General features: G+C 70.3%; 9 protein-coding genes and 1 pseudogene. 5 read left to right on the top strand and 5 right to left on the bottom strand.

Annotation, left to right across the window (positions count from 1 at the left end):
* The 3 genes from ENN83_RS03800 to ENN83_RS03790 form a co-directional block, all read right to left on the bottom strand.
* Positions 1 to 968 (bottom strand): 5'-3' exonuclease (locus ENN83_RS03800; protein WP_287184267.1); only part of this gene is annotated, 968 nt, incomplete at its 3' end.
* 62 nt (positions 969 to 1,030) lie between these two features.
* Positions 1,031 to 1,810: a DsbA family protein gene (locus ENN83_RS03795; RefSeq protein WP_287184265.1), complete on the bottom strand. Its 780-nt coding sequence runs from the start codon at positions 1,808 to 1,810 to the stop codon at positions 1,031 to 1,033.
* Positions 1,807 to 2,016, bottom strand: a complete 210-nt coding sequence (locus ENN83_RS03790) for a zinc-finger domain-containing protein (protein ID WP_287184263.1) — start codon at positions 2,014 to 2,016, stop codon at positions 1,807 to 1,809. Before ENN83_RS03790 ends, ENN83_RS03795 begins: the two co-directional genes overlap by 4 nt.
* A gap of 96 nt (positions 2,017 to 2,112) precedes the next feature.
* On the opposite strand from ENN83_RS03790, the gene ENN83_RS03785 reads away from it, so the two are divergent.
* On the top strand, positions 2,113 to 3,057 hold the full coding sequence (locus ENN83_RS03785) for an ABC transporter ATP-binding protein (RefSeq protein WP_287184262.1): 945 nt from the start codon (positions 2,113 to 2,115) through the stop codon (positions 3,055 to 3,057).
* Positions 3,054 to 3,596, top strand: a complete 543-nt coding sequence (locus ENN83_RS03780) for an rRNA large subunit pseudouridine synthase E (protein ID WP_287184260.1) — start codon at positions 3,054 to 3,056, stop codon at positions 3,594 to 3,596. The genes ENN83_RS03785 and ENN83_RS03780 overlap by 4 nt, the downstream gene beginning before the upstream one ends.
* An 18-nt stretch (positions 3,597 to 3,614) precedes the next feature.
* On the opposite strand, the gene ENN83_RS03775 is transcribed toward ENN83_RS03780, so the two are convergent.
* Both ENN83_RS03775 and ENN83_RS03770 read right to left on the bottom strand, forming a co-directional pair.
* Positions 3,615 to 4,223, bottom strand: coding sequence for a hypothetical protein (locus tag ENN83_RS03775; protein ID WP_287184258.1), 609 nt, complete (start codon positions 4,221 to 4,223; stop codon positions 3,615 to 3,617).
* 68 nt (positions 4,224 to 4,291) lie between these two features.
* Positions 4,292 to 4,993: a DUF599 domain-containing protein gene (locus ENN83_RS03770; protein ID WP_287184256.1), complete on the bottom strand. Its 702-nt coding sequence runs from the start codon at positions 4,991 to 4,993 to the stop codon at positions 4,292 to 4,294.
* Positions 4,994 to 5,076: 83 nt separating this feature from the next.
* Here ENN83_RS03770 and ENN83_RS03765 point away from each other — a divergent pair.
* The 3 genes and pseudogenes from ENN83_RS03765 to glcF all read left to right on the top strand — a co-directional run.
* A pseudogene (locus tag ENN83_RS03765) lies at positions 5,077 to 6,507 on the top strand (FAD-linked oxidase C-terminal domain-containing protein); the annotation flags it as partial.
* A 73-nt stretch (positions 6,508 to 6,580) separates the two neighbouring features.
* Positions 6,581 to 7,780, top strand: a complete 1,200-nt coding sequence (locus ENN83_RS03760) for an FAD-binding protein (protein WP_287184254.1) — start codon at positions 6,581 to 6,583, stop codon at positions 7,778 to 7,780.
* Between the two features lie 4 nt (positions 7,781 to 7,784).
* On the top strand, positions 7,785 to 9,053 hold a 1,269-nt coding region (gene glcF, locus ENN83_RS03755), incomplete at its 3' end, for a glycolate oxidase subunit GlcF (protein WP_287184252.1).

Genomic DNA, 9,053 nt, shown 5'->3' with positions numbered 1-9,053 from the left:
TCGGGCGTGAAGGGCAGCCGCGCGGGGGCCGCGGCATCCGCGGCCGGGGCGGGTTCGGCGGCGGCGGGCGGTTCCATCCCCAGCGCGTCGGCGATGCGCCGGGTCAGCGTGCGGAACTCCATCCGCGTGAGGAAGTCCATCAGGGTGGCGGGATCGGGCGCGCGCACCTCCAGATCGTCGAGCGTGACATCCAGCGGCGTCTCGGCGTCCAGCGTCACCAGCCGTTTCGACAGTTCGATCTGCGCGCGATGCTCGATCAGCGTCTGGCGGCGCTTGGGCTGGGGGATCTGGTCCGCGCTGTCCAGCAGCGTTTCCAGATCGCCATATTCCCGGATCAGAAGCGCGGCGGTCTTGATCCCGATGCCGGGCGCGCCGGGGATGTTGTCGACCGAATCGCCCGCCAGTGCCTGCACGTCCACGACACGATCAGGGCCAACGCCGAATTTCTCCTCGACCTCCTCGACGCCGATGCGCTTGCCCTTCATCGCGTCCAGCATCTCCACGCCATTGCCGACAAGCTGCATCAGGTCCTTGTCGGAACTGATGATCGTCACCCGCCCCCCGGCCTCGACCGCCCTACGGGTCAGGGTGGCGATGATGTCGTCGGCCTCGAACCCCTCCTGTTCGAGGCAGGCGATGTTGAAGGCGCGCGTCGCCTCGCGGGTCAGCGGGATCTGCGGGCGCAGATCGGCGGGCATCTCGTCCCGGTTGGCCTTGTAGGCGTCGTAAAGGTCGTTGCGGAAGGTGTGGCTGCCCTTGTCGAAGACCACGGCGACATGGGTCGGCGCATCGGGGCCTGCATTCTCCTGGACGTATTTGTGGATCATGTTGCAGAAGCCCGAGACCGCGCCGATCGGCAGCCCGTCGGATTTCCGCGTCAGGGGCGGCAGCGCGTGGAAGGCGCGGAAGATGAAGGCCGATCCGTCGATCAGGTGCAGATGGCAGCCCTTGCCGAATGTCGTGCCCATGTCCGTGTCCCCCTTGGCGGTGCGCTCCGGTCTTGCCATGACAGCGCGCGCTTCGCCAGCCTTCAGGCGCAGGGGGCGGTCGCGGCCCCGGCGGCCTCCAGCGCGATCAGGCGGTCCAGATCGGCGGCCTCGATCCGGCCCAGAACGGCGGTGCGGCCCACCACCAGCGCGGGCGTGCCGAAAAAGCCGAACAGCTCCGCAAGGCCCCGGCTGGCCGCCAGTTGCCGGTCGATCCCGGGCGCGTCCATGTCGGCCCGCAGCCGCGCGCCATCGAGCCCCAGCGCATCGGCCAGCCGCGCCAGCGCCTCGGGCGTGGGCAAGATGCGACCGCCCGAGATCCGCGCGTGAAGCGCAGGCCCCGCGCCCTGTTCCGCCGCGGCCAGCACCGCGCGCGCGGCCATGACCGACGCCTCGCCCAGCAAGGGCAATTCGTGCCATGCGAGCCGGATCGACGGCGCAGCACCGCCGGCGCGTTCCCGCAACAAGGGGGTCATCACCCGGCACCAGGTGCAGCGGACATCGGTGAAATAGGCCACCGGCACGGCACCCGTGCCGACCGCGCCCCCGAACAGATGCTCGCAAATCCCGTCGCGCAGCGTCTCGGGCGCCGTGCGGGGCGGGGCGTCCCCCAGCCCGATCAGGATCGGCGAACCGGCCGAAACCGCGCCCGTGTCAAGCCGCCGGAAGCCCGGCAGGCCCGCAACCGGCGCGAATTCGAAACCGGGCGGAAAGGCCCGCCGCCACAGTCCCGGCCCCGAGGCGATGGCCCCATAGGCCAGCGCGATGCCGCCCAGCCACAACAGGTTACGCCGCAGCCGCCCGCGTGTGTCAGGCGCGCTCATCCCAGGCTGTCGGCAAAGCTCTCGTGAACGAACCGCTTGTCGCAATAGCCGCAATCGACAAAGCCGGTCTCGTGCGGGATCACCAGCCAGACGCGGGGATGGCCCAGCGCGGGGCCGCTGCCATCGCAGGCCACGCGCCACTGGCTGACGATCTCGGTCTCGGGGGCGTCGATCGCGCGCGGGTCGCGGGTGGCATGTGTGGTCATCTCTGGCTCCGCTCGTTGCCGGGGCGACGGGGTCGCGTTAACTCGGGGGACATGATAGCGAGGACCGGGGCACGGGCAAGCGGCAGAGGCGCGCAGATGGGCGAAAACGCGATCGAGATCGAAGGGCTGACCAAGACCTATGCCGCCAGCGGCGGCCAGCCCCCGAAACCGGCGCTGAAGGGGGTGGATCTGGCGATCCCGGCTGGCTCGATCTTCGGGTTGCTGGGGCCGAACGGCGCGGGCAAGTCCACGCTGATCAACATCCTGGCCGGTCTGGTGTTGAAGACCGGCGGAAAGGTGCGGATCTGGGGGTTCGATCAGGACGTGAACCCGCGCCAGTCGCGCGCGGCCATCGGCGTCATGCCGCAGGAACTGAACATCGACCCGTTCTTTACCCCCCGCGCCGTGCTGGAAATGCAGGCGGGGCTGTATGGCGTGCCGAAATCGCAGCGCATCACCGACCGCATCCTCAAGGCCATCGGGCTGGAGGACAAGGCCGATGCCTATGCCCGCAACCTGTCGGGCGGGATGCGGCGGCGTCTGCTGCTGGGCAAGGCGCTGGTGCATCGTCCGCAGGTTCTGGTGCTGGACGAGCCGACCGCGGGCGTCGATATCGAGCTGCGCCAGATGCTGTGGACCAATATCCGCCGGTTGAACGAGGAACAGGGCACAACGATCATCCTGACCACGCATTACCTGGAAGAGGCCGAGCAGATGTGCGCGGAGATCGCGATCATCAACCATGGCGAGGTGATCGCGCGGGATTCCACCGCGGCGCTGATCGGGCGGATGGATGCCAAGACGCTGGTGATCCACCCCGAAGCGCCGGTGAGCGCGCCCCCCGCGATGCCGCCCGGCGTCGAAGCCAGCCTGCGCCGCGACGGCGCGCTGTGCTTCACCTATCGCCGCCGCGAGATCCCCACCGGGGCCGTGATAGAGGCGGTGCGCGATGCGGGCATCACGACCCGCGACATCGCGACCGAGGAACCCAACCTCGAGGACGTCTTCGTGGAACTGACCTCGGCCAAGGGCGCGGCGTGAGCCGGGTGATCCTGTTCAACAAGCCCTGGGGGGTGCTGTCGCAATTCACCGACGCGGGCGGCGGGCACCGGACACTGGCCGAGTTCATCGACATTCCAGGCATCTATCCCGCCGGGCGGCTGGACCGCGACAGCGAGGGATTGCTGGTGCTGACCGATGACGGGCGGTTGCAGGCCCGCATCGCCGATCCGCGCCACAAGATGGCCAAGACCTATCTGGTGCAGGTCGAGGGGATTCCGTCCGAGGTCGCCCTTGATGCGCTGGCCCGGGGCGTGACGCTGAAGGACGGCCCGACCCGGCCCGCCCGCGTGCGCCGGATCGAGGGCGACCCGCCCGGGCTGTGGCCGCGGACGCCGCCGGTGCGGTTTCGCAAGTCGGTGCCCGATTGCTGGATCGAGGTGACGATAAAAGAGGGCCGCAACCGGCAGGTGCGCCGGATGACTGCGGCGGTGGGCCACCCCACGCTGCGGCTGATCCGCTGGCAGGTCGGCGACTGGACACTGGCGGGGCTGGAAAGCGGGGCGTGGCGCGCGGCCTGACGACCGGCCCGTGCCGCGCTATTGCCGGTTGCCGGTCGAGGCGGACTCGCGCAGGCCCGCGGCGGCGGCCTTTTCGGCCAGCACCTCGGCACGCGGGCGCCAGGCGTATCTGGGGTCCTCGGCCGTGCGTGCCCAGAACAGCTCGCCCCCCGTCCGCCACGGGTCGAGCACCACGCCCGCCTGCATCGGATCGCCCTTTCGGCTGAGGATCACTGCGGAATGGTCGATCCGGAACAGCCGCTCGCCGGGCGAGATGGCGCGGTGCAATTGCAGCGTGCGGAACCCTTCCTGGGCCAGGCGGGCCTCCATGTCCTCGGCCCAGTGATAGCACAGGCCCCGGTCGCGCAGGCCCATATTGACCTTGGTGTTATGCACCAGCGGCGGGTCGGTCACGCGGTAGTCGCGCGCCAGCTGGCGGGCATGGGCATGCGCGATCTCGGCGGCGCGGCCGGCCTCGGCGGGGTCGATGCCGGGGCCCAGATCCTGGATCGTGCGCGCCAGCGCCATGACCTCGGCGGGGTCGGGCGGGGGCAGGCCGTCCTGGCCCGGGGGGGCGGCGGCGCAGCCGGCCAGCGCGAGGGCGGCCACCAGCATCGGCGCGGCGAGGGGGGGACGGGTTCTGGTCACGGGCGCTCCGTCGGGTCGATGGCGTTGGTCACTGGCTAGCCCGGCTCTGCCGGTCTGTCGAGCGGTCCTCATGGCGCGCCCTCGCCGAGCAGCGCCCGGCGTGAGTTCGAGGCGAATTCCCGGCGCCAGAGCACCCAGCCGGTCAGCACCGTCGCGCCGATCAGCGGCAGCGGCCCCAGCAGCCAGGCCAGCCCGCAAAGCGCGAAATAGAGCGAGCGCATGCCCCGGTTGAAGCTGCGCGCGGCGGTGATGTTGATCTCGGCGGCCTGGGCTGCGCGGGGCAGGGCGGCGGGGTGCTCCGGCTCGTTCGGGACGGCGGCCATGATGACCGCGCAATAGCCGAACAGCCGGTGCGACCAGACGAATTTGAGGAAGGCATTGGCCACGAACAGCAGGATCGCGAGGATCTTGAGCTCCCACACGATTGCGGGGGCGGCGTCCAGCGTCAGATCCTCGGCCAGACCCAGCAGCCGCTCGGTATTGCCGATCAGCGCGAGCCCCGCGCCGATGATGATCATCGCGGCCGAGGCGAAGAAGGTGGTGCCCTGGCGCAGGGTGGACAGGACGGTGGCGTCGAAGATGCGCGGCTGGCGGGTCACGAGCTGGCGCATCCATTCCCGCCGGTAGCCCGACATCAGCACCGAGACCGAGGGGCGGGCCGCCGAGGAATGCTCGATTCGCCAGCCGATCCAGAGCCAGGCCGCGATCCACAGGCCGAGGGCCGCGGCATCCAGCGCCGTGAACATTGCGATCCGGTCGAGCAGTTCCATGGGCGCGAGCCTAGACGCAGGGGAAAGCGCTTGTCAGTGCGGAATATTGGTTATAATTTCTTACCAATAAGGGAGGAGCGCCGATGGACATGCCCGTGCCGAATGCCGCGGTCATCGCGAAGAAGGAGCATGTGGTGGCCCGTCTGGCCGAGGTGCTGCCCGAGAGCGCGGTGATCCAGGATCCGGCCGAAACGCGCGCCTATGAATGCGACGCGCTGGCCGCCTATCGCTGCCCGCCGATGGCGGCGGTCCTGCCCGGCTCGACCGCGGAGGTCGCGGCCGTGCTGCGCATCTGCCACGAGGAGGGCGTGCCGGTGGTCCCGCGCGGGTCGGGCACGTCGCTGGCAGGCGGCGCGATGCCGACGGCGGATTCCGTGATCCTGGGCGTGGCGCGGCTGAACAGGGTGCTGGAGGTCGATTACGACAACCGCATCATCCGGGTCGAGGCCGGGCGCACCAATCTGAGCGTGACCGGCGCGGTCGAGGCGGAAGGCTTCTTCTACGCGCCCGATCCCTCGTCGCAGCTGGCCTGCGCCATCGCGGGCAATATCGCGATGAATTCGGGGGGCGCGCATTGCCTGAAATACGGGGTGACCACCAACAACCTGCTGGGCGTGACGCTGGTGGCGATGGACGGCACCGTGGTCGAGATCGGCGGGGCCTATATGGATGCCGGCGGCTATGACTGGCTGGGGGTGATCTGCGGATCCGAGGGGCAACTGGGCGTGGTGACCGAGGCGACGCTGCGCATCCTGCCCAGGCCCGAGGGGGCGCGGCCCGTGCTGATGGGGTTCGACAGTTCCGAGGTGGCGGGGGCCTGTGTCGCGGATATCATCAAGGCGGGCGTGCTGCCCGTGGCGATCGAGTTCATGGACCGCCCCTGCATCCGCGCGACCGAGGCCTTTGCCGGCGCGGGCTATCCCGATTGCGAGGCGCTGCTGATCGTCGAGGTCGAGGGCAGCCCGGCCGAGATCGACGAGCAGCTGGGCCTGATCAAGCAGATCGCCCGCAGGCATGATCCGGTCGAACTGCGCGAAAGCGGGTCCGAGGCGGAAAGTGCCGCGATCTGGAAGGGGCGGAAATCGGCCTTTGGCGCGATGGGGCAACTGGGCGACTACATGTGCCTTGACGGGACGATCCCGGTCTCGGCCCTGCCCCATGTGCTGCGCCGGATCGGCGAGATGTCGGCCGAGTTCGGGCTGGGCGTGGCCAACGTGTTCCATGCGGGGGACGGCAACATGCACCCGCTGATCCTGTTCGACGCCAACACGCCCGGCGATCTGGAGCGTTGCGAGGCGTTCGGGGCGGCGATCCTGAAGCTCTGCGTCGAGGTGGGCGGCTGCCTGACCGGCGAGCATGGGGTGGGCATCGAGAAGCGCGACCTGATGGGGGTGCAGTTCGACCCCGTGGACCTGGAAGCCCAGATGCGGGTGAAGGACGTGTTCGATCCCGGCTGGCTGCTGAACCCGGCCAAGGTCTTCCCGCTGGAGGCGAGCGCGGGGCGGCGGGCCGGTCAGGTGGCTTTCCGCCCCCTCTTGCCCTGCGGGCAATTCACCCCCGAGGATATTTGGAGCCAGAAGAAGCATGATGAGACCGGGGACGGAGACCGAGCTGGCCGAGGCGGTGGCGGCTGCGGCGGGGCCGTTGCGCATTCTGGGCGGGGGCACGCGGCCGGTGGGTCGCCCGGTCGAGGGCGAGGCGCTGTCGGTGGCGCGGCTGTCGGGGGTGGTGCTTTACGAGCCGGGCGCGCTGACGCTGGTGGTGCGCGCGGGCACGCCGCTGGAAGAGGTCGAGCGGGTGCTGGCCGGTGAGGGGCAGCGGCTGGCCTTCGAGCCGATGGATCACCGGGTGCTCCTGGGCGATTCGGGCGTGCCGACCATCGGGGGTGTGGTGGCGAGCAATGTCTCGGGGCCGCGGCGGGTGCAGGCGGGGGCCTGTCGCGACAGTCTGATCGGGGTGCGCTTCGTCGACGGACGGGGCGCGGTGATCCGCAACGGGGGCCGCGTGATGAAGAATGTCACGGGCTATGACCTGGTCAAGCTGATGGCGGGCAGCCGGGGCACGCTGGGGGTGTTGAGCGAGGTGGCCTTCAAGCTGTTGCCGGTGCCCGAGAGCGTGGCGACCGTCACGCTGCACGGGGCGGAGGGCGCGCGGGCCTTCGAGGCGATGACGCGGGCGATGAAGAGCCCCTTCGGGGTGTCGGGCGCGGCGTGGCTGCCGGGGACCGGTGAGGTGCATCTGCGGCTGGAGGGCTTCGCGGGGTCGGTGGCCTATCGCGCGGGGCGGTTGCGGGCGCTGCTGGCCGGTCCGGGCGAGGTGACGGTCGAGACCGGAGCCGAGGCGAATGCGCGGCTGTGGCGGGCGATCCGGGATGTCGAGGCGCTCGCCGGGCACGCCTTTGTCTGGCGGGTGTCGATGGCGCCCGGTGCGATGCGGGCGGGGCTGCGGGCCGATCTGGACCGGACGGCGCGGTTCGACCGGGTGGTGGACTGGGCCGGGGGCCTGTGCTGGATCGGGATGACCGAGGCGCAGGCGGCGGATTATGTGCCGCGCTTCGGGGCGGCGGATGCGGTTGCGGGGGCGATCCGGTTTCATCGCGACCTGCAGGCGGAAATGGCCGATCCGGAACTGGGCGGCGGCCATGCGACGCTGGTCAAGGGGCCGGAGGCGTTGCGCGCTGCCGTGCCGGTGTTCCAGCCCGAGCCCGCGCCGCTGGCGGCGCTCGCGCGGGGGCTGAGGGCGCAGTTCGATCCGCGCGGTATTCTGAACCCCGGGCTGATGGGATAGCGCGATGCAGACGACCTTTACCGAAGCGCAGTTGCGCGATCCCGGCATCGCGCGGGCGAACGAGATCCTGCGCGCCTGTGTCCATTGCGGGTTTTGCACCGCGACCTGTCCGACCTACCAGGTTCTGGGGGACGAGCTGGACAGCCCGCGGGGGCGGATTTACCTCATCAAGGACATGCTGGAGAATGACCGGCCGGCGGACGAGAAGACGGTCAGGCATATCGACCGCTGCCTGTCCTGCCTGGCCTGCATGACGACCTGCCCCTCGGGCGTGCATTACATGCATCTGGTCGATCACGCCCGCGCGCATATCGAGCGGACCTACCGGCGGCCCTTCACCGACCGCGCGCTGCGCTGGGTGCTGGCGCATGTGCTGCCCTACCCGGCGCGGTTCCGGATCGCGATGCGGCTGGCGAAGCTGGGGCGGCCGGTGGCGGCCTTGCTGCCCGATGCGCGGATCAAGGCCATGATGGCGATGGTGCCCGCGCGCCTGCCGAAGCGCAGCCCGAATGACCGGCCGCAGGTCTTTGCCGCAATCGGGGCGCGGCGGATGCGGGTGGCGCTGTTGACGGGCTGCGCGCAGCGGGTGCTGGATACCGATATCAATGATGCCACGATCCGGCTGCTGAGGCGGCTGGGCTGCGAGGTGGTGATCGCCCGCGGCATGGGCTGTTGCGGGGCGCTGACCCATCACATGGGGCGGGTCGAGGACAGCCACGCGATGGCGGCGCGCGCGATCCGGGCCTGGAGCGCCGAGATCGCGGGCGAGGGGCTGGATGCGATCGTGGTCAATACCAGCGGTTGCGGGACGACGATCAAGGATTACGGCCACATGTTCGCGGGCGATCCGCTGGAGGCCGAGGCGCGGGCCGTGGCGGCGCGCGCGCTGGACATTTCCGAACTGGTCGAGCGGCTGGGCCTGCCCGAGGGGCGCGGCGGGATGCGGGTGGCCTATCACGCGGCCTGTTCGTTGCAACATGGCCAGCAGGTGAAGGCCGCACCCAAGGCGCTGTTGCTGCGCGCGGGGTTCGAGGTGGTGGAGCCGGCGGAGGCGCATCTGTGCTGTGGCTCGGCGGGCACCTACAACCTGTTGCAGCCCGCGATCTCGGCCGAGTTGAAAGCGCGTAAGGTCCGGACGCTGGAGGCGCGGGATCCGCAGGTGATCGCCACGGGCAATATCGGCTGCATGATGCAGATCGGCTCGGGCACCGGGGTTCCGGTGGTCCATACGGTCGAGTTGCTGGACTGGGCGACAGGCGGGCCGCGGCCGCGG

This window comes from Rhodovulum sp. (assembly GCF_011048875.1).
Taxonomy (GTDB): domain Bacteria; phylum Pseudomonadota; class Alphaproteobacteria; order Rhodobacterales; family Rhodobacteraceae; genus Rhodovulum; species Rhodovulum tesquicola.
The sequence above is the reverse complement of the archived record's forward strand: the minus strand, read 5'-3'. Positions and strand labels throughout refer to the sequence as shown.